The sequence below is a fragment of the Knoellia sp. Soil729 genome, from assembly GCF_001427985.1.
Lineage (GTDB): Bacteria > Actinomycetota > Actinomycetes > Actinomycetales > Dermatophilaceae > Knoellia.
On record NZ_LMSA01000001.1, the window covers coordinates 418,319 to 437,309 of the forward strand.

The following is an 18,991-nucleotide window of genomic DNA, read 5'->3' on the forward strand; positions in this document are numbered from 1 at the left end:
TTGTCGGCCTACCCGGCCGCGGAGTGCTCGGCACGAGCCGTGGGTCGGTCAGAAGCCGGGGGTCTCCGGCTCCCCCAGCAGCGCTGCACGGGCACGCTCGGCGCCCGGGGTGGCCCTGAGCTCGGCGGACAGGCGGGCGAGAGAGCTCGCGCGATCCGGTGGGAGCAGGAGCAGCCGGGTGGCAGCGGCGCCCAGCTGCGCCGGAGTGGCCGCATTCGGGTCCAGCGCCTCACCCAGTCCGGCGGCCTCGACAGCCGCCGCACCGGCGAACTGGTCGGTGGACAGCGGCAGGAGCAGCAGGGGGACGCCCGCAGTCAGCGCCTCGGTCACGCTGTTGTTGCCGCCGTGCGACACCGCGAGGACGGCTCGGTCCAGGAGGGTGACCTGGGGCAGCTCGGCCCTCACGAGCCAGGACCGCGGGCTCGGGCCCAGTGCCTGGCGCGGAGTGGACCCCGACGCCAGGGCGACACGGACGTCCAGCTGCCGTAGGGCCTCCGCCACGCGCGACAGGACGTCGGCGCGCACCGAAAGGAAGCTGCCCAGGCTGACGTAGACGACCGGAGCGCCGTCACGGGCCAGCCAGGCCTCCACCTCGGGGTCCAGCTCCTCGGCGCGCACCGCCGAGCCGAGGAAGGCGTGCTGCCCCAGCAGGGCGGTCCGCTCGGGCGGGTGCAGCTCGCCGGGGTAGTTGAGCAGCAGCACGTCTCCGGTCTCGGCGAAGGCGTCCTCGCTGGCAGGAGCTGCCGGGTCGAGCGAGACCAGCACGTCATTCCACTGTGCGGTGAACGCATCCCGCACACGCTCGCACCGGCGGCGAAGGTCGGCGAGCTCGTGCGGGTCGGGGCGCAGGCAGCTGGGCCAGGCCGGCGGGTAGCCGTAGACCTCGTCGCCGACGGACAGCGCCGACGGGTGCCCGAGCACCACGTCCGCGTGCGGCACGCCCGTGCCGGACAGCCCCAGACGCGCACTGAAGGCGAGGTGGTCGACGAGAACGTGGTCGGGGCGCACCCGCTCGACGACACGCTGCACGTCGCGAGCCACCCGCAGCGGCTCCCAGAGGAGGTCGTCGCCACGGGCGGCCGCCTGGAAGGCCAGCGTCGGCACGGCGCCGCGCCTGGTGGCGTCGAAGAAGCCACGCAGGCTGTCGTCCTCGCCTGCCGGCTGGTCCTGCGCCCGGATCACTCCGGGGTTGGACCCGCGGCCCAGCTGCAGGTCCTCGCGCTCGAAGCCGAAGCGCCGCACGATCGCGTCCGTGGCCGGGCCGGTGGCGACGACGACCCTCTCACCGGCCGCGGCCCACGCGGCGCCCATCGTGGCGAGCGGCAACAGGTGGGAGGCGTAGTCAGGACTGATAACGAGCAGCGTCATGAGCAACCTCCGAGTAGAGCGCCGCGAGGGAGGTGGCCATGGTTGCGATGCTCAGCTCGTCGGCCACCTGGGTTCGCGCACGGTCGGCGCGGGCACCGGCGTCGGGGGCCGCGGCGAGGTCGAGGGCCGACCCGATGGCTGCGGCCAGCCCGGGGCGTGAGGTGGTGTCGACGAGCAGGCCCGTCACGCCGTCCTCGACATAGGTCGCGGGGCCACCTTCACGCGGTGCCACCACGACGAGGCGGGAGGCCAGGGCCTCGAGGATCGCGATGCCGAACTCCTCCTTGAGGCTGGCGGACACATAGATCCCGCCGGGTGCCGCAAGACCCCTCCTGCCGAGCCGGACGGCGGCGAGCCAGGTGGCGACCACCCCGTTGGGGCGGTGGCCGGCGAGCAGCAGGCCGCGCCGGGCGGCATCATCGCGCGGCACTACCGCGTCGATGCGTTCGAGCTGTTCCCGCTCGTCGCCATTGGGGTCCTCGAGGTCGCCCCCGACGACGAGCAGGTTGCAACGCTGGGCACAGGCCGGCTCGGACGCCCACGCATCCACGAGCGTCGCCACCCCCTTGACGCGGTGCAGACGACCGACCGTGACCACGAGCGGAAGCCCGCGTCGTTCGGCCGGCAGGGTGGCGAGCAGGGAGTCCAGCTCGGTCAGGGCCTTCTGGGTCGGCGTCGACGTTGCCTCCCCGGCAGCGGACTGCCGCACCTCGCGGTCGGCCCGGTCGAGCGGAGCGAGGTCGATGCCCTCGGGCACGACCCGAAGGAACGGGTCGTCGACACCGAGGTCGAGCTGCAGCAGGTCGCGCAGGTCCTGCTCCAGATGAGGACGCGGGAAGACCACGAGACGCGCCGCGTCAGCAGCGAGCTGACGCAGCAGCCGCACCCGGAAGACGAGGTGTTCGGCGTGGTCCGCCGCGCCGAACCCGGCCCGAGTGAGGGTGCCCGATGCCTCCCGCGCCCCGATGAGGGCGTGCGGGTCGGGCGCAAGGGTCAGCACGGTCGGGATGCCCAGCTCGTGCGCCACCTCTGCGGCCACCCACGACCCGACGTCCGCCATGCGCAGGTGCAGGACGTCGACGCGGCCGGCCGAGGCCAGCGCCCGACGCATGCCTCGCCGAGCGTGGACCCGCAACGGCCAGGTCTCGCCCGAGGGGCGCGCCGGTCCGGGCAGGCGAACTCCGAGGTAGTGGTGGCCCGGTGTGCTGACGTCGCCGGAGCTGGTGTCGTCGTCCTCGCCGTGATGACGTCGCGACAGGGTCAGCACTCGCGCGATCCGTGGGTCGGCGACGAGCGAGTCCCCCAGGCGGACCAGCAGCGTCGCGATGCCACCGGTGTCGCCCTTGCCCGCCTGCAGCAGGCTCCCGTCGATGTCGGCGTGCAGGAACAGCTGGGCGACGGTGAGGCCGGTGGAGGCGCTGCCCCCGACCGCGCCAGCCTGCGCTCCACTTCGGACGTCGCGGTCGCGGTCCGGGGCAGGGTCCGGTTCCGTGCAGCCCCACGCCTCGAGGGTCGCCTCGGCGAGCATCCCGGTGAAGCCGCCGACGTGCATGATCTCGTGCAGCCGGGGCACGGCCTCGGGCAGCCGGGGACTCGACCGGAGCGACCACACGGCGTGCTCCCGCAGGAACGGCACGGACGAGTCCAGCAGCGGCACGACGAGAGTCCCCGCCAGAGCCGACCCCCCGGCCGCATGCACCGCGGCGATGGCTGCCAGCTGGTCGGTGTCGTGGATCACGTCCCGCAGCGCGGGCTCCGCCCTGTCACCGTCCGCGCGAACGGCGTCGGCGAGCGGGTCGATGAGCTCGATCGCCGCGAGGAGCGAAGGCGCGGTCCGCAGCGCGTCGAGCACCGTCAGGGTGGGCGCCGAAAGGGTCGTGGTCACTGCCCCATCGTAAACCAATCCTTGTACAAACCCTATACAGAACTCGGGCGCTCTTCCGGTTCGACGACCTCGTGCTCAGGAGCCGCCGCGCTCGGGGGGCCCGCAAACCGCATGAGCAGGTCCGCGGCCACCCCCACCGCGATCGTCGCCGGGACCTTGCCGGCGAGCCGGGGCAGGCCGATGGGTGAGGTGACGCGGTCGACGACCTCCTCGGCCAGACCTCCCTCGGTGAGCAGCCGCCGGCGCAGCCGGGCCCACTTGGCGCTCGAGCCGATGAGACCGATCGACCCGATGCCCTCGGTTCGCAGGGCGGCATCGAGGATTGCCGCGTCCTCGGCGTGGTCGTGCGTCATGACGAGGACGTGGGCCCGGGGCGGCAGCTCACCGAGCACGAGCTCCGGCAGGACCGGCACGGGGTGCGGGTGGACCCGGGCGTCGGCGTCGGCGAGCGGAGCGAGCGCCTGCTCGGTGAGCGCCTCGGGTCGGCTGTCGACGAGGTGCAGGTCGAGGTCGTGACGAGCCAGGATGCGGGCCAGCTCGTGGCCGACGTGGCCCATCCCGAAGATGGCGACGACAGGCGCCACGGCGAGGGGCTCGAGCAACACGCCCACCTCGCCGCCGCAGCACTGCATCCCGTGCTGGAACGGCACCTTGTCGGAAAGTGAGGACGTGAAGGCCTCCGGGACGACACGTCCCTCGTCCAGCATCTGCCGCGCTCGCTCGACAGCCACCGCCTCGAGGTTGCCCCCGCCGATGGTGTCCCACGTCTGGGTGCGCCCGACGACCATCTTGGCGCCGGCCTCGCGCGGAGCGTGACCCCGCACCGACGTCACGGTCACGAGCACACCGGGCTCGCCCCCCGTGCGCAGCTGCTCGACGGCTCGCAGCCAGCGCACTGCTCACGCCCCCGAGAGGTGGTGAAGGGCCGCCTCGGACTCGGGGAGCCGCTGCGGAGAAGCCTGGTCAGCCTCAGGAGGTGTCGGCCCCTCGCAGGGCTCGACGTCACCGTCGCGGTCATGGCCGGACCGCGCGCCCTCGAGGGCCCAGAAGACCGCCTCGGGTGTCGCCGGACTGGCGAGGTCCACGCTCGTGCCCTGTGGCCCGAAGGCTGCGCAGGCCTGGCGCAGCGCCTCGCGGACGGCGAAGGCCAGCATCAGCGGCGGCTCGCCGACCGCCTTGGACCCGTAGACGGCGCCCTCCTCGTGGGCACGGGCGAGCAGGGAGACGTTGAGGACCTCGGGCATCTCGGAGAAGCTCGGCAGCTTGTAGGTGCTCGCCGACGCGGTCGCCAGGCGCCCCCGGTGCTCGCCGTCGCTGGTGTCCCACCGCAGGTCCTCCAGGGTGAGCCACCCGGCGCCCTGGACGAACGCCCCTTCGATCTGCCCGATGTCGACGAGGGGCGAGAGGCTGTCACCGACGTCGTGGACGATGTCGACGCGCAGCGTCCGGTGGGCCCCCGTGAACCCGTCGACCTCGACCTCGGTCGCCGCGACGCCGTGGGCGAAGTACTTGAACGGGCTGCCCCGCATGACCGTCGAGTCCCAGTGCAACCCTTCGGTGCGGTAGTAGCCGGCCGAGAAGAGCTGGGTGCGGGCGAAGTACGCCGAGTGCACGAGGTCGGCCCAGGCCAGCGACTCGTCGGTGCCGAGCCCGGTGACGACCCCGTCGAGGAAGCGCACGTCCGGGGCGGGGACGCCGAGCCGCTGCGCGGCCACGAGCGCGAGGCGCCCACGGATCTGCTCGCACGCGTCCTTGACCGCCCCGCCGTTGAGGTCGGCCCCCGAGGAGGCCGCAGTGGCCGACGTGTTGGGCACCTTGTCGGTGCGGGTCGGGGCGAGCCGCACGTTCGCCAGGGGGACACCCAACGCCGTCGCCGCGACCTGCAGCATCTTGGTGTGCAGGCCCTGGCCCATCTCGGTGCCGCCGTGGTTGACCAGGACGGAGCCGTCCTTGTAGACGTGCACGAGCGCACCGGCCTGGTTGAAGGCGGTGAGGTTGAACGAGATCCCGAACTTCACCGGTGTCATCGCGACAGCCCGCTTGACGTGCTCGTGCGTGGCGTTGAACTGCGAAATGGCGCTCCGGCGCCCGTCGAGGTCTGCGTCTGCGGCGACCTGGTCCCAGGCCCGGTGCAGGCGCTCGGCCTGGGTGATGACCTGTCCGTAGGGCGTGCTTTGGCCGTCCTCGTAGAAGTTGCGGCGGCGCAGCTCGTGCGCCTCGATGCCGAGCAGGGGTGCGCAGCGCCCGAGGATGTCCTCGATGACGAGCATCCCCTGCGGTCCGCCGAAGCCACGGAACGCGGTCTGTGACGTCTTGTGGGTCCGGGCGACCCGCCCGGTCACGCGGATGTCGGGGATGAAGTAGTTGTTGTCGACGTGGCAGAGGGCGCGGGCGAGGACCGGCTCGGAGAGGTCCAGGCTCCAGCCGCCGTCGGAGGTCAGGGTCGCCTCCAGCGCCTGGAGGTGACCGTCGTCGTCGAAGCCAACCCGCCACCGCGCATGGAACCCGTGCCGCTTGCCGGACATCGTCAGGTCCTGGGTTCGGTTGAGCCGCAAGCGGACCGGGCGTCCGGTGAGCCGGGCGCCCAGGGCCGCAATCGCGGCATACCCGTGCGGTTGCATCTCCTTGCCGCCGAACCCGCCGCCCATGCGCAGGCACTGGACGGTGACCTCGTGGTTGTGCACGCCCAGCACCTGGGCGACGATCTCCTGGGTCTCGCTCGGGTGCTGCGTACTGCTCTGCACGAACAGGCGGCCGTCGTCCTCGACCACGGCCAACGCGGCCTGTGTCTCGAGGTAGAAGTGCTCCTGCCCGGCCATCTCGACCTCGCCGTGGAACACGTGGGACGACCGCTCGAGGCCCACCCGAGCGTCACCGCGAGCGACGGTGGGCTGGGCTCCCTGGAAGCTTCCGGCCTCGATCGCCTCCACGAGGGTGATGACCGACGGCAGTGGCTCGTAGTCGACCTCGACGGCGAGAGCGCCACGTCGGGCGGCCTCGAGGGTCTCGGCGAGCACCCAGCAGACCGCGTGGCCGTGGAAGCACACCTCGCTGGGGAAGAGCGGCTCATCGTGCTTGGTTCCAGCGTCGTTGAGGCCCGGGACGTCCTGCGCGGTCAGCACGCGGACCACACCGGGGACGGCGTATGCCGGTTGCGCCCGTAGGTCGGTCACCCTGGCGTGGGCGTGCGGTGCCTGGACCGGCCAGGCGTGCAGCACGTCCTTGGTGCGCGGGTGGAGGTCGTCGGTGTAGAGCGCCCGACCAGTGACGTGCAGGGCCGCGGACTCGTGGCGCACGGTCTGCCCGACGACGGCGGAGTCGGGACGCTCGGACAGCTGGCTCATCGCTCGCCGCCCTGCTCGTCGTCCTGCGCAGCGCTGCCGGCGGCGGTCTGCTCGGCATACAGCTTGAGCAGCGACTGCCCCAGCATCGCCCTGCGGTAGTCGGCGGTGGCGCGGTGGTCCGTCAGCGGTGTCCCCTCCTGCGCGAGGACGGCCGCTGCGGTGTGCACGCCTTCGCGGTCCCACCGCGTACCCTCCAGCGCAGCCTCGGTGCGCAAGGCGCGTATCGGGGTGGTCGCCACTCCCCCGAGACCGATGCGTGCCCGGGTCACGGTGCCCTCGACGACCTCGAGCGCGACCGCGACGGCGACCCCGGAGATGTCGTCGAAGCGGCGCTTGGCAACCTTGTGGAAGGCCGCGATCGGAGCCAGCGGCAAGGGGATGTGGATCTCGCGGATGAGCTCGTCGGGGCGTCGCAGGCTCACGCGGTAACCGGTGAAGTAGTCGGCCAGTGGCACCACTCGGTCGCCCTCCGGCCCGGCCAGCACGAGCGAGGCCTCGAGCGCCAGCAGCGCGGGGGCGCAGTCGCCGATGGGTGACGCGGTGCCGAGGTTGCCGCCGAGGGTCGCGCCGTTGCGGATGAGCCGCGAGGCGAACAACGGGAAGAGCTGCGCCAGCATCGGCACCCTCCCGCCGAGGCCGCGCTCGACCTCGGTGAGCGTGAGCCCGGCGCCGATACGCACCTCGTCGGCCCCCACGTGGAGGTCCCGCAGCTCGGGCAGCCGGTCGACAGCGACGAGGAGCGTAGGCCGCAGGCCCTTGAGGTTGAGGTCCACCCCGACGTCTGTGGAGCCGGCCAGGAGCACGGCGTCAGGGTGGGCTGCAAGGAGCTGCACCGCCTCGGCGAGGTCCAGGGGTCGCACCAGCTCCGCGCCGTCCGCCACGACATGGGTTCTCATGGGCGGCGCCGGCGCGGACTGCCGACGCTCGGCGAACGGGTCAGAGTCCTCGGGCAGGCCCAGGGCGTAGGCCGCGTCGCGGATGGGTCGGTACCCGGTGCAGCGGCACAGGTTGCCCGACAGCGCGTGCAGGTCGAAGCCGTTGGAGCCGTGGTCGCGCTCCGGCTCCAGGTCCCGGGCAGCAGCCTCCTCGGCGTCCTCCCCATGCGTGGGAGTGCGGCCGGCCCGGTAGAACTCCGCCGCCATCGAGCAGACGAAGCCGGGCGTGCAGTACCCGCACTGGGACCCGCCACGGTCGGCCAGCTCCTGTTGGACCGGGTGCAGCCGGTCGGGCGTGCCGAGCCCCTCGGACGTCACCACCTCCTGGCCATCCAGGGCGGCGACGGGCACGAGGCAGGAGTTGAGCGAGACCCACTCGGTGGCCGTCGTGCCGGGAGAGCCCGGCCGCGCCACCATGACCGCGCACGCGCCGCACTCGCCCTCGGCGCAGCCCTCCTTGCTGCCGGTGAGACCGCGGTCGCGCAACCAGTCCAGGGTCGTCGTGTGTGGGGTGATCGACGCGCCGAGCGGCACCGGGGACCCGTTGACGGTCAGAGAGGCTTCTCCCTGGGCCACGGGCTGCAGCGTCACGGTGCCGACCCCTCGGGTGCGGCGAGGAGGACGTCGCGGGTGACCTCGAGCTGGCCCAGGTGCTGGACGAGCTCCTCGTAGATGTGCATGAGCACGTCCCCCTGCGTGGCGTATGCCGTTCGGTCCCCTTGCGTGGGCGGGTTCACCGGCGAAGCCGCCGGGTCGGCCGCCCGGGCGTCCTCGTGCAGCCGGCCACGGGCCGACTCGAGCTGTGCGAGCGCCTCGTCGACGCTCCCGGTCGCCGTGAACTCCGCGTCGCGGTCCCGTGGGACCTCGATCCCCCGGTTGACGTCGCGGGCCCAGTGACCCATCACGCCGACGGCATGGGAGACCAGCGCGAAGCCGGAGTTCGAGCCCTCGACCGCGGGAACCACCCCGTTGACCTGCGCGTCTCCCAATGCCCGCAGGCACCCGGCATACGAGTCCAGGGCATGGTCGCAGTAGGCGAGGTAGGAGTCGACGGTGATCACGCCACCGAGTCTTTCACCCGACACGCCCCACGGAGCCGCGTGGCAGATAACAATGGCGACGACCCCCGTCCCGGCAAAGGAGCCACTTCCCATGGGCAGCGCAGAGTCCAACCTCGCCTTCCACCTCGTCAGCACCGCGAAGGCCATGCCGGACCGGCCGGCGATCAAGATCAACGGCCAGGACATCAGCTACCAGCAGCTGCATGGCATGGCGGCCAAGCTCGCAGGCACCTTGCGCGCCAACGGGATCGAGCCAGGTGACCGGGTCGCGCTCATCCTGCCCAACGTCCCGGCCTTCCCCGTCGCGTTCTTCGCCACGCTCCTCGCGGGCGGCATCGTCGTGCCGATGAACCCGCTGCTGAAGTCGGGCGAGATCGACTTCTTCTTCACCAACTCCGGCGCAAAGATCGCGTTCGTCTGGCCGGACTTCGTCGACGAGGCCACCAAGGGTGCCGAGCGCTCGGGGACCAAGATCGTCGAGTGCGGGCCGCTCGGTCCCGTCGAGGGCGCCCTGGACGCCGGGGACGGCGGCGCAGAGCCGATTGCCGAGCCCACCGAACGCGAGGGCGACGACACCGCGATCATCCTTTACACGTCCGGGACCACCGGCCGTCCCAAGGGTGCCGAGCTCACCCACGACAACGTCAGCCTCAACGCCATGCGCTGTGCGCAGGGCATCCAGGAGATCTCCCCCGACGACGTCATCATGGGCTGCCTGCCGCTGTTCCACGTCTTCGGTCTCGTCGTCGGGCTCAACGCCGCCGTGCGAGCCGGCGCCTCGCTGGCCCTCATCCCGAGGTTCGACCCGGCCGCGGCGATCAAGGTCATCGGTGACGAGAAGGTCACCATCATGCAGGGCGTCCCGACGATGTATGCCGCGATCCTCAACCACCCCGACGCCGACTCCCTCGACGCGTCCTCGCTGCGCACCTGCGCCTCGGGTGGGTCGGCGATGCCGCTCGAGGTGATGAAGGCGTTCGAGGAGAAGTTCGGCTGCGTCATCCTCGAGGGGTACGGCCTGTCCGAGACCTCGCCGGTGGCGTCGTTCAACATGCCCGACCGCGAGCGCAAGCCCGGCACCATCGGGTTGGCCATCCCCGGCTGCGAGATGCGGGTCGTCGACCTCGAGGGCAACGAGGTGGAGCACGGCGAGGTGGGCGAGATCGCCATTCGCGGCGACAACGTCATGAAGGGCTACTGGTCCGACCCCGAGGCGACCGCCGAGGCGATCCCCGACGGCTGGTTCCGCACCGGCGACCTGGCCACCCAGGACGACGAGGGCTACTTCACGATCGTCGACCGCAAGAAGGACATGATCCTGCGCGGCGGCATGAACGTCTACCCGCGGGAGGTCGAGGAGGTCATCTACCAGCACCCGGACGTCCTCGAGGTCGCCGTCGTCGCCGTGCCCGACGAGCTGCTCGGGGAGCAGGTCGGCGCGGGCGTCGTGCTGCGCGAGGGGTCGACGAGCACTGCGGACGACATCATCGCGTTCACCAAGGAGCGCATCGCCGCTTACAAGTACCCCCGCAACGTCTGGCTCCTCGACGAGCTGCCCAAGGGTCCCACCGGCAAGATCCTGCGGCGCGAGGTGAGCGCCCCCAGCGCTTCCTGAACCGGAGCTCGAGGGCGCAGAGCCCGAGGGCGCAGAGCCCGAGGGCGCAGAGCTCGAGGGCGCAGGACACGCCGGGCCACGTCGCGTGGTCGGGCAGATCCTGCGCTCTCGGCTCTCAGGCGTGGGGCGACGCGGGTGCCACGTCGGGAACCGCCAACGGTGTGCGAGCCCGCCGCGTCGGCGCGTTGATGACGCCGGCGGCCACGAGCACGATGGCGAACCCGACCACCTGGAACACGCCGAGCGACTCCCCCAGCACCAGCACCCCGAGGAGCACCGAGACGATCGGGATGAGATAGGTGATCGTCGAGCCGATGACCGGCCCGGCCCCGCGCACGACGTCGAACTGCAGGATGTAGGCCGCGCCGGTCCCGATCATGCCGAGGGTGAGGATGCAGAGCAGCGGGAGGAGGACCCAGCCCCCACCGGGGCTGCCTGCCTCGAGGTGGGAGGTCCCGAGGCGGGCGCGGTCGTAGGCCCAGATGGACCCGATGCCCCCCGGCTGGAGCGCACCCCACACCAGCGTGACCGGGACCATGAGCACCGTGCCCATCGTGAGGGTCGCGGCCGGCTGGCTCAGCCCACCGAGGTCTGCGCCAGCCAGGAAGCGGCGGTTGTAGGTCCAGCCGATGCCGTAGCAGGCACCGCCGGCCAGGGCCATGCCGAACCCGACGAGGTCGGGTCGCCCTGACGCCCAGGGCTGCATGATCGTCACCACGCCGATGAAGCCGATGACGACGGCCACCACCTTGGGCCGAGTGGCGCGGGCACCGGGGAGGAAGGCCATGGTCGCCAGCACGGTGGCGATCGGGGTCGCCGCGTTGCCGATGCCGGCGAGGGCCGAGCTCACCCGGGTCTCCGAGAGCGCGAAGAGGGTGAACGGCAGGGTGCCGAGCAGCAGCCCGGTGACGGCCAGGTGCTTCCACACCCACCGCTCACGCGGCAGCGAGCCCCCACGCATCCACAGGAGCAGCAGGATCGTCGCGGCGCCCGTGAGCAGCCGTAGCGCGGCGATCTGCACGGCCGAGAGCGACTCCAGCCCCACCTTCATAAGCAGGAAGCTCGAGCCCCAGATGAACACCAGCGCCATGAACTTGGCCTGCCACGGGACCCTGGGTGCCGGTGACATCAGTCCTGCTCCTTCTCGGTGAGCTCGCGGGCGGCGTCGATCGCCACCCGCTGGACGGCGACCGCCGCCGACGGTGGGAGTGAGGGCAGCCCGCACGCGGGGGTGACGGTGACGTCGGCAAGGCGGGCGGACGGCATACCGATCGCTCGAAACCCGTCGAGAACTCTGGTGACCGCTGCTCGCACCGCGTCCCCCGAGGACCCGACCGGAGTCGTCGCCACCACCCCCGCCCACAGGCGGGTGCCGCTCTCCATCGCCGCGGCGAGCGCCTCCCAGCGCTGGGGCGAGGCGTCGGTGAGGTCGAGGGAGAGCGCCGTGGCTCCCGTGGAGGCGAGCAGCTCGACCGGGGCTCCCGGGTGGCAGGAGTGCAGGACGACGTCACCGTCGTGCGCCTCACGAACCTCCCGTATGCCGCGTGCCACCTCCGCGCGGTCGACCGCACGCACCCGTCCGTAGCCGGACGCCGTGGGCAGCTCCCCGCGAAGGACCGACAGGACCGACGGCTCGTCGAGCTGCACCGTGACCACCGCTCCCGGCACGAGCCGCTGCACCTCGGCCACGTGCTGGCGCACGCCCTCGGCGAGGGAGGCGACGAGGTCGCGGCGGGCACCCTCGTCGGTCACCGAGCGCTCGCCGCGGTTGAGCTCGATGGAGGCCGCGAGGGTCCACGGGCCGGCGACCTGCAGCTTGAGCGGGCCGGCATACCCGTCGTAGGCCTCGGCCAGCTCGTCGAGGTCCTGGCGCCAGAAGGATCGAGCGCGGGACTGGTCCCGGCCCGGCCGGTCGGTGAAGCGCCAGCCCGAGGGCTGGAGGTCGACGGAGAGGTCGGCGAGCAGGGCCGCGGACCGCCCGATGAGGTCGGATCCCGGCCCGCGAGAAGGGGTTTCGGGGAGATAGGGGATGCCGGAGACGTCGATGTCAGTGAGGAGGTCGCGCACCGACACGATGGCCTCGCGGGAGGACTCGCCCGGCCAGGACCCGACTCCGGAAACGTGTGTCACGCGAGAACTCTCGCACTCGCCCACGCGCGAGCCAACCGGGGTACCCCGGGAGCCGTGATGGCTGCCCGCGATGTCAGCGCCTGGGCGTGACCGGCGCAAAGGCTGGTGACCGGCATCCGCGTGGGGACGCCGGTCACCGGGCTGAGCGCCGGTCGCGCCACCGGCGCAGAAGTTCCCGCCACGTCAGGGCCAACGGCTGCTGCAGCCAGCACTCACGCTGACGTGGGGACAGGCGCGGCGGCGCGGTCGGTCGAGGCGATCGTCGCCGACCCCACGACGCGCGGGCCGTCATAGAGGACGACGGACTGCCCCGGAGCCACCCCCCGGATGCGCGAGTCGAGGCGCACGTGGACCACCTGCGGGTCGGTGTCGTCGACCCGTGCCCAGGCCGGGATCTCCTCACCGTGGGCGCGCACCTGCGCACCCACGCGCACCTCGCCCGCCGGCGCAGGGCCGCACCACCGGGCATGGTCCGCGGCGATGAGGTCGACGCCCAACAGGTCGGCGCTGCCGATGAGCACCCGGTTCGAGGGGGCATCCACCCCCACGACGTAGCGCGGCTCGGCACCGAGCGACGAACGCTCCAGCCCCAACCCGCGCCGCTGCCCGACGGTGAACCCGTAGGTGCCCGCGTGCGAGCCCACGACCTCCCCGCTCGCGGCGTCGACGATCTCACCGGGCTTCTCCCCCAGCTGCGACGTCAACCATCCGCGGGTGTCCCCGTCGGAGATGAAGCAGATGTCGTAGGAGTCGGGCTTCTTGGCGACCGAGAACCCGCGCGCTGCGGCCTCCTCGCGGATCTGCGGCTTCGTCGTGTCGCCCAGGGGGAAGAAGGCCCGGGCCAGCTGGTCGGCGTCGAGGACCCCGAGCACGTAGGACTGGTCCTTGAGCGGGTCGACCGCACGGTGCAGCTCGCGCCGCACGACCCCGTCGGCACCGGGACGCTCGACGACCTGCGCATAGTGACCGGTCGCCACGGCGTCGAACCCCAGGGCAAGAGCCTTGTCGAGCAGGGCAGTGAACTTGATGGACTCGTTGCAGCGCAGGCACGGGTTCGGCGTGCGACCCGCGCGGTACTCCGCCACGAAGTCGTCCATGACGTCCCGCTGGAAGCGCTGCGCCATGTCCCACACATAGAACGGGATGCCCAGCCGGTCGGCGACGCGACGCGCATCCCCGGCGTCCTCGATCGTGCAGCACCCCCGGGCCGACTCGCGCAGCGTCGCGGCCGACCGTGACAGCGCCAGGTGCACCCCGACGACCTCGTGGCCGGCGTCGAGCATCCGAGCCGCGGCGACCGCGGAGTCCACTCCCCCGCTCATGGCGGCGACGACGCGCATCAGGCGGCCCCGCTCGCCCGGCGGGCGCGCTCGACGACCGCGGGCAGCGCAGCCAGGAAGGCCTCGACGTCGGCCTCCATCGACGTGTGTCCCAAGGAGAGCCGCAGTGCCCCGCGTGCCTCCGCCTCCGGGTAGCCCATGGCGAGCAGCACGTGGCTCGGCTGCGGCACACCGGCCTGGCACGCTGAGCCGGTCGAGCACTCCACACCGGCGGCGTCGAGCAGGTAGAGCAGGGAGTCACCCTCGCAGCCCCGCACGAGCAGGTGGGCATTGCCGGGAAGCCGTTCGGTGGCGTCACCCTCGGTCCAGCAGCCACTCACACTGATGCCGAGGTCGAGCCCCAACGCACCGGTGATGAGCCGGTCCCGCAGCCCCGTGAGCCGCCGCGCCTCGTCGTCGCGCTCGGCAACGGCCTCGGTCAGGGCAACGGCAAACGCGCGTATGCCGGCCGCGTCGAGAGTGCCCGAGCGCACCTGCCGCTCCTGGCCGCCTCCGTGGACGAGGGGCACGAGCGTGGCGTCGCGCCGGGCGAGGAGCGCACCCACCCCGACCGGGCCGCCGACCTTGTGTGCCGTGACGGTCATGAGGTCTGCACCGCAGCCCGCGAAGCTCACGGGCAGCTGGCCCACCGCCTGCACGGCGTCGGTGTGGAACGGCACCCCGGCCTCGTGGGCCACGGCGGCGAGCTCGGCGACCGGCTGGACCGTGCCCACCTCGTTGTTGGCCCACATGACGCTGACCATCGCCGCGTCCAGCGGCTCGGCGGCCAGCGTCGCCCGCAGGCCCTCGACCGAGATGTGGCCGCACCGGTCGGGCTCCAGCCAGGTGACCGAGGCACCGTGCCTCTTCACGAGGTGCTCGACGGGGTCGAGCACCGCGTGGTGCTCGATACCGCTGACCACGAGCCGGGAGGCACCCACGGAAGCCAGCCGTGCGGCATACGTGCCCTTGATGGCGAGGTTGTCGGCCTCGGTGCCGCCGGAGGTGAAGACGACCTCGGACGGTCGGGCGCCGAGCGCATCGGCGATCTCCTCACGCGACTCCTCGACCACGGCCCGCGCGGCTCGGCCGGAGGTGTGCAGCGACGAGGGGTTGCCCACGTGGGCGGACTGCTCGAGCCATGCCTCACGTGCCGACGGCCGCAGAGGGGTCGTCGCAGCATGGTCCAGGTACGCGCTCACCCGGGAATTCTACGTTCCCACCCCCAGAACGACTTGTTGCCCGTTCGGCCACCTCCCAGCACCGGTGAACGGGCTTGGGACATGGGCCGAACGGGCAATAAGTCGAACTCAGGCCTTGGCCTTCTTGACGGCCTCGGTCGCCTGCGGGAGGACGGTGAACAGGTCACCGACGACGCCGAAGTCGACGAGCTCGAAGATCGGGGCCTCCTCGTCCTTGTTGACCGCGATGATCGTCTTGGACGTCTGCATGCCGGCACGGTGCTGGATCGCGCCCGAGATGCCCGCCGCGACATAGAGCTGCGGCGAGACCTGCTTGCCGGTCTGGCCGACCTGGTTGCTGTGCGGGTACCAGCCGGCGTCGACGGCGGCGCGCGAGGCACCGACCGCAGCACCGAGGCTGTCGGCGAACTGCTCGACCGGGTCGAAGTCCCCGCCGGTGCCTCGACCACCGGAGACCACGATCTTGGCCTCGGTGAGCTCCGGGCGACCGGTCGACTCCTTGGGCTTGGACTCGGTGATCTTCGCTGCCTTGGACGCGTCGGACAGCGTGACGTCCAGCTGCTCGACGGCACCGGCAGCGGGGGCCGGCTCGATCGTCACGGAGTTGGGCTTGACCGCGACGATCGCGGTGCCCGTGGTGACGGTCGCCTTCACCGTGTAGGAACCGGCGAAGACCGACTGGGTGGTCTCCACGCCGTCGCCACCGGCGGTGACGTCGACGGCGTCGGTGATGACACCGGACCCGGTGCGGATCGCGAGACGGGCAGCGATCTCCTTGCCGGCCGTGTTGCTCGGGATCAGCACAGCGAGCGGGGAGGTCTTCTCGACGACTGACGCGAGGATCTCGGCCTGGGGGCCGACGAGGTACTCCAGTGCGTCAGGGGCGTCGTAGACGTAGACCTTGGCGGCGCCGTACTTGGCGAGCGTGACCTGGGCCGTCTCGGCACCGGGGCCGATGTAGACCGCGGAGGGCTCACCGAGGCGGCGGGCGATGGTCAGCAGCTCGGCGGTCGCCTTGCGGATCTTGCCGCCGGCGTGGTCGACGAGGACGAGAACTTCAGCCATGGGTGGATTCTCCTCAGAGGAACTTCTGGGCGGACAGGAACTCGGCGAGCTTGGTGCCACCGTCACCCTCATCGGTGACGATCTGGCCCTGCTCACGCGGCGGGCGCTTGGTGAACGAGGTCACCTTGGTCCACGCGGCGTCCAGGCCGACCTGGCCGGCGTCGACGCCCAGGTCCGCGAGGGTCCAGGTCTCGACCGGCTTCTTCTTGGCGGCCATGATCCCCTTGAAGGAGGGGTAGCGCGGCTCGTTGATCTGGTCGGTGACCGACACGAGGGCCGGCAGCGTCGAGGTGATCGTCTCGGACGCGGCGTCGCCGTCGCGCCGGATGGTGACCGACTCGCCGTCGAGGGTCAGCTCGGAGGCGTAGGTGACGCCCGGAAGGCCCAGGCGCTCGGCGACCATTGCGGGCACGACGCCCATGACGCCGTCGGTCGAGCTCATGCCCATGATGACGAGGTCGGGGTTGCCGTCGCCGGAGGCCTTCTTGATCGCTTCGGCGAGGATGAGCGAGGTGGCCGCGGCGTCGGAGCCGTGGATGGCCTCGTCGCTCACGTGCACACCCTTGTGGGCACCCATCTGCAGCGCCTTCTTGACGGCGTCGATGGCCTGGCCCGGACCGACGGTCAGGACGGTGACCTCGCCCTCGCCGGACTCGGCGACCTTGAGGGCCTCCTCGACCGCGTACTCGTCGATCTCCGACAGGAGACCGTCGACACCCTCGCGATCAGTGGTGTTGTCGGCCTCGTTGAAGGTGCGGTCGGACTGTGCGTCGGGCACGTGCTTGACGCAGACGACGATGTTCATGCGTGCCTCGTCCTCTTCTCTGGGATCGATGTCAGTGGTGTGGGGTGTGGCTTCACGACCTCCGACCGAGCGTATGCCGGGTGCTCGCCCCGTGGACAATTCTCCGGGCGTGATGGTGGGCACAGAAAACGTGGGAAAAGAATCTTCGCGGGGCCTGACGCCCACAGCGAGGGTGGAATACGAGACCATCGGGGTGCAGTCACCACACTCGACTTGAAAACACAGGACCGAGGAGGATGAGCTGGTGTTCAAGGTGCTTCTGCTGGACCTCGACGGGGTCCTGCGCCTCTGGGACCCTGAGCTCACCACGACGGTGGAGCTGGCCCACGGGCTGCCCCCAGGAACCCTTCTGGCGGCCGCGTCGGAGCCGGACCGGCTCCTGCCGGCCCTCACCGGCGCCGTGGCCGATGAGGTCTGGCGCACCTCCGTGGCCGAGGCCGTCTCTGCCGAGCACGGCGAGGAGGGACACGCGGCCGTCCGCGACTGGATGGCTCCTGCCGGAACCGTCAACCAGGAGGTCCTTGCCGTCGTGCGCGAGGCCCGCTCCAGGCTGCGCATCGTTCTCCTGACCAACGCGACCAGCCGGCTGGGCGACGACCTCGACCGCCTGGGGCTGGCCGACGAGCTCGACGGCGTGGTGAGCAGCGCCGACCTCGGTCTGGCCAAGCCGGACCCGGACGTGTTCAGCCAGGCCGCCCTGGCGAACGGGCTCATGTTCAGCGAGATCGTCTTCGTGGACCGCTCCCCCGCGAGCGTCGCGTCGGCCGAGATCCTCGGGATCCGGTCCCACCTCTACGAGGACGCCGAAGGCATGCGGACGTTCGTCGACGAGGTCCTCAGCGTCTGAGCCGGGCCCAGCACGCGTCAGGCGCCCTCGAAGGTCGCCTTGCCGGGGCCGCTCTCGAGGAAGGACGCCATGCCGGTGGTGCGGTCCTTGGTCGCGAAGACCGCGGCAAACTGCTGGCGCTCGATCTCCAGGCCGGACTGCAGGTCGACCTCCATGCCGGAGTCGATGGCCTCCTTGGCCGCACGGATCGCGTAGGCCGGGCCACCGACGTAGCGCTGCACCATCGCCTTGGCGGCGGACAGGACAGGACAGGTGCCCTGCTCACTGTCACCGTCGCGGTCCACGACCTCGTCGACCAGCCCGATCTCGAGCGCCTCGTCGGCGTCGACGAAGCGTCCGGTGAAGATGAGGTCCTTGGCCTTGGAGACGCCGATGAGGCGCGGCAGTCGCTGGCTGCCCCCTGCCCCGGGGATGACGCCGAGGAGCACCTCGGGCTGACCGAGCTTCGCGCCCCTGGCAGCGATGCGGAAGTCGCACGCGAGCGCCACCTCGCACCCGCCACCGAGCGCGTAGCCGGTCACGGCCGCGACCGTCGGCTTGGGGATGCGCGCCAGGGCGCGGGTGAAGTCCTGCACCCGCATGGACGCGTCCACCATGTCGGTGTAGGACATCTGCGCCATCTGCTTGATGTCGACTCCTGCCGCGAACACCTTCTCGCCGCCGTAGACGATGACCGCGGAGACGTCCTTGCGGTCGGTCGCCTCCTGGGCGGCAGCGATGATGCCGAGCTGCATCTCGTCGTTGAGCGCGTTCATGGGCGGCCGGTCGAGCCGGATGATGCCGATGCCGTCCTCGACCTCGAGCCGCACGACCTCGGACATCAGCTGTTGCCCGGGGTGCTGCCGTTGGCACCGGGGTTGCCGGTGTCGTCCGCGTCGTCGGGGACCTCGCCGGGCGTCTGGCCCTGCTCGAGGCCCAGCGCCCGCTCGTGCCACAGCTGCACGCCGGACAGGATGATCGAGGTGCTCACCTGGACGAGGGTGGCGACGTCGGCGCCCTCGACGACGAGGTGCTCACTGGTCACGACGAGCGTGTTGTTGGCGACACCGGTCTTGACGCAGTTGAGCGACAGGTTGACCTCGTTGCACGTGGCCGCGACCCGCTCGGGGTCGCTCGCGACCTCATCCGGCAGGGTCCACTGGCCGAAGACGCGCATGACGGGCAGGTCGCCCTCGGTGACGCGGACGAAGACGGTCTGCTCGTTGGCCTGGAAGGCCACGTCACCGTCGGTGTCGAGGTTGGGCTGGGCTCCGGCATCGACGAGCACGTCGAGGACGCGGCCACGCAGGGGGTGCTCGTCCGCGGGAGGCGGGAAGTTCGGGAGGGCAGTCGGATCACTCATGAGTCCACCTTGTCACGTGCCGCGCGCGACGCGCGCGAGAGGCATGGCTGGCGCCGGGCGGCACACCACGTCA

At 71.6% G+C, this 18,991-nt stretch carries 16 protein-coding genes; 2 read left to right on the plus strand and 14 right to left on the minus strand.

Going from position 1 to position 18,991, the window contains the following annotated elements:
* Positions 1–48: 48 nt before the first annotated feature.
* From ASG74_RS01985 to ASG74_RS02010, 6 genes are read right to left on the minus strand one after another with little or no spacing between them, the layout of a single operon-like run.
* Positions 49–1,368, minus strand: a complete 1,320-nt coding sequence (locus ASG74_RS01985; protein WP_056138431.1) for a glycosyltransferase — start codon at positions 1,366–1,368, stop codon at positions 49–51.
* Positions 1,343–3,253, minus strand: coding sequence for a glycosyltransferase (locus ASG74_RS01990; protein ID WP_056138433.1), 1,911 nt, complete (start codon positions 3,251–3,253; stop codon positions 1,343–1,345). Before ASG74_RS01990 ends, ASG74_RS01985 begins: the two co-directional genes overlap by 26 nt.
* 32 nt (positions 3,254–3,285) lie before the next feature.
* Positions 3,286–4,149, minus strand: a complete 864-nt coding sequence (gene xdhC, locus ASG74_RS01995) for a xanthine dehydrogenase accessory protein XdhC (protein WP_056138435.1) — start codon at positions 4,147–4,149, stop codon at positions 3,286–3,288.
* 3 nt (positions 4,150–4,152) lie between these two features.
* Positions 4,153–6,597, minus strand: coding sequence for a xanthine dehydrogenase molybdopterin binding subunit (gene xdhB, locus ASG74_RS02000; RefSeq protein ID WP_056138437.1), 2,445 nt, complete (start codon positions 6,595–6,597; stop codon positions 4,153–4,155).
* The gene (locus tag ASG74_RS02005; RefSeq protein ID WP_235498766.1) at positions 6,594–8,123 is read right to left on the minus strand and encodes a xanthine dehydrogenase small subunit; all 1,530 of its coding nucleotides are present in this window, start codon (positions 8,121–8,123) and stop codon (positions 6,594–6,596) included. The genes xdhB and ASG74_RS02005 overlap by 4 nt, the downstream gene beginning before the upstream one ends.
* Positions 8,120–8,593 (minus strand): mycothiol transferase, encoded by a 474-nt coding sequence (locus ASG74_RS02010; protein ID WP_056138439.1) that lies wholly within the window; start codon positions 8,591–8,593, stop codon positions 8,120–8,122. Before ASG74_RS02010 ends, ASG74_RS02005 begins: the two co-directional genes overlap by 4 nt.
* Positions 8,594–8,684: 91 nt before the next feature.
* On the opposite strand from ASG74_RS02010, the gene ASG74_RS02015 reads away from it, so the two are divergent.
* Positions 8,685–10,208 carry a long-chain-fatty-acid--CoA ligase gene (locus ASG74_RS02015; protein ID WP_056138441.1) on the plus strand — a complete coding sequence of 508 codons (1,524 nt, stop codon included), beginning with the start codon at positions 8,685–8,687 and terminating at the stop codon, positions 10,206–10,208.
* 115 nt (positions 10,209–10,323) lie between these two features.
* Here the strand turns inward: ASG74_RS02015 and ASG74_RS02020 are convergent, their stop codons facing one another.
* The 6 genes from ASG74_RS02020 to ASG74_RS02045 all read right to left on the minus strand — a co-directional run bounded on the left by ASG74_RS02020 (position 10,324) and on the right by ASG74_RS02045 (position 16,729).
* Positions 10,324–11,337, minus strand: coding sequence for a DMT family transporter (locus ASG74_RS02020; RefSeq protein WP_056138442.1), 1,014 nt, complete (start codon positions 11,335–11,337; stop codon positions 10,324–10,326).
* Positions 11,337–12,338: a methionine synthase gene (locus ASG74_RS02025; RefSeq protein ID WP_056138445.1), complete on the minus strand. Its 1,002-nt coding sequence runs from the start codon at positions 12,336–12,338 to the stop codon at positions 11,337–11,339. Before ASG74_RS02025 ends, ASG74_RS02020 begins: the two co-directional genes overlap by 1 nt.
* 212 nt (positions 12,339–12,550) lie before the next feature.
* Complete coding sequence (gene mnmA, locus ASG74_RS02030) at positions 12,551–13,678, minus strand: tRNA 2-thiouridine(34) synthase MnmA (RefSeq protein WP_056138448.1); 1,128 nt, start codon at positions 13,676–13,678, stop codon at positions 12,551–12,553.
* On the minus strand, positions 13,678–14,859 hold the full coding sequence (locus ASG74_RS02035) for a cysteine desulfurase family protein (RefSeq protein WP_056138450.1): 1,182 nt from the start codon (positions 14,857–14,859) through the stop codon (positions 13,678–13,680). Before ASG74_RS02035 ends, mnmA begins: the two co-directional genes overlap by 1 nt.
* A 108-nt stretch (positions 14,860–14,967) precedes the next feature.
* Positions 14,968–15,924, minus strand: coding sequence for an electron transfer flavoprotein subunit alpha/FixB family protein (locus ASG74_RS02040; protein ID WP_056138452.1), 957 nt, complete (start codon positions 15,922–15,924; stop codon positions 14,968–14,970).
* A gap of 13 nt (positions 15,925–15,937) precedes the next feature.
* Entirely contained in the window at positions 15,938–16,729 is a 792-nt protein-coding gene (locus tag ASG74_RS02045) for an electron transfer flavoprotein subunit beta/FixA family protein (protein ID WP_056138453.1), read from the minus strand.
* Positions 16,730–16,973: 244 nt separating this feature from the next.
* Between ASG74_RS02045 and ASG74_RS02050 the strand changes: the two genes are divergently transcribed.
* Positions 16,974–17,576 carry an HAD family hydrolase gene (locus ASG74_RS02050; RefSeq protein ID WP_162252772.1) on the plus strand — a complete coding sequence of 201 codons (603 nt, stop codon included), beginning with the start codon at positions 16,974–16,976 and terminating at the stop codon, positions 17,574–17,576.
* A 17-nt stretch (positions 17,577–17,593) separates the two neighbouring features.
* Here ASG74_RS02050 and ASG74_RS02055 read toward each other — a convergent pair whose 3' ends face one another.
* The gene (locus tag ASG74_RS02055; protein ID WP_056138457.1) at positions 17,594–18,397 is read right to left on the minus strand and encodes an enoyl-CoA hydratase/isomerase family protein; all 804 of its coding nucleotides are present in this window, start codon (positions 18,395–18,397) and stop codon (positions 17,594–17,596) included.
* Positions 18,397–18,918, minus strand: coding sequence for a T3SS (YopN, CesT) and YbjN peptide-binding chaperone 1 (locus ASG74_RS02060; protein WP_056138459.1), 522 nt, complete (start codon positions 18,916–18,918; stop codon positions 18,397–18,399). The genes ASG74_RS02055 and ASG74_RS02060 overlap by 1 nt, the downstream gene beginning before the upstream one ends.
* Between the last annotated feature and the right edge of the window lie 73 nt (positions 18,919–18,991).